The organism is Pseudomonas sp. AGC41, assembly GCF_057334555.1.
Window position 1 is genome coordinate 1 of record NZ_JBHFJB010000036.1, and the last position, 1,030, is coordinate 1,030.

The 1,030-nt window shown below is 53.5% G+C and carries 1 protein-coding gene and 1 pseudogene; one reads left to right on the forward strand and one right to left on the reverse strand.

Annotated features, from left to right (window positions below; genetic code table 11):
• Positions 1-57 precede the first annotated feature (57 nt).
• Positions 58-192 (forward strand): annotated as a pseudogene (locus ACE04F_RS06665) (formaldehyde dehydrogenase, glutathione-independent); the annotation flags it as partial.
• Positions 193-272: 80 nt separating this feature from the next.
• Here the strand turns inward: ACE04F_RS06665 and ACE04F_RS06670 are convergent.
• Positions 273-1,030: RHS repeat-associated core domain-containing protein (locus ACE04F_RS06670; protein WP_486105527.1), on the reverse strand; the 758-nt coding region annotated here is incomplete at its 5' end.

The following is a 1,030-nucleotide window of genomic DNA, read 5'->3' on the forward strand; positions in this document are numbered from 1 at the left end:
GCTAGCAGAAGTGTTAGGTATGATAGCCACTAGCTGGGCCCTGCTCATCGGGGGGGGCGCATCAACATCGCTGAAATCGTTGGCGTGCAGGTGATCAGCCTGGATGACGCGCCGAAGGGGTACGGCGAGTTCGATGCGGGTGTGCCGAAGAAGTTTGTGATTGATCCGCATAAGTTGTTTAGTGCGGCGTGAGGTTGGGCCTGTAGTAATGAAAGGCGGCAGTGAGATGCCGCCCCTTTTATGTGCTCGCGGCGTTTTCGAGGCGGGCAGAGTCAGTCAGGTGCATAAAACGCATGTCGTCTTCCTGAATTATCATGCCGCGGCAACTCGGTGAAGAAGGCATCCTCCCTCGCCTCAGTGCGACGGATAAGAAGAGTCTTCAATACGTCTTCTTTTTGTTGATAAGCTTTTGCCATCTCGATTGCGTGAGCAGGAATGAATCCATTCATGTGACCCCGTGCTGCGGATTTGACACTATCTATTGAGGCTTCTCCTAGTTCCGGTTTGAAGAGGGGGACAGGTGACTTGGCAGTCGAATAGATTTCTTGTTTCATGGCCCGTGACGTCGAAGCAAGCGAGACCATGTCTGATTTAGGTAAATAGCTGACGATTTCTTCAAGGATATGTGGCGCGCCCTTGAACTTTTCAAACGCTCCAAGTGGCGCTTTATAGCGTTGAGGTTTCGTCAGCCCGATAAGGTTCGGAGGGCTTTTCCATACGTTGGGGAAATGCCCAGAGGGATCGGACTTGTTAACCGGATCTCCGATGCAGTACGCATAAGCATTCAACCCACCCTTGGCAAACGGACTCAAACTGTCCGGACTATTGAACCGCATCAGCACCGGATTGAACGCCCGGTACCCGTTACCCAGCAAATAATGCCCAGTCACTGGGTCCAGTCGCTCCCCGTTGAAGCCGAGCAGGCTGAGAAGGCCGCTTTCCTGAGGGCGGTGACCGTAGGGCGTGTAGGCAATGGGATGGGGTTGTGTTGCGTCGAGCATCTGTAAAACAGAACGCTGCTGATCCGTGG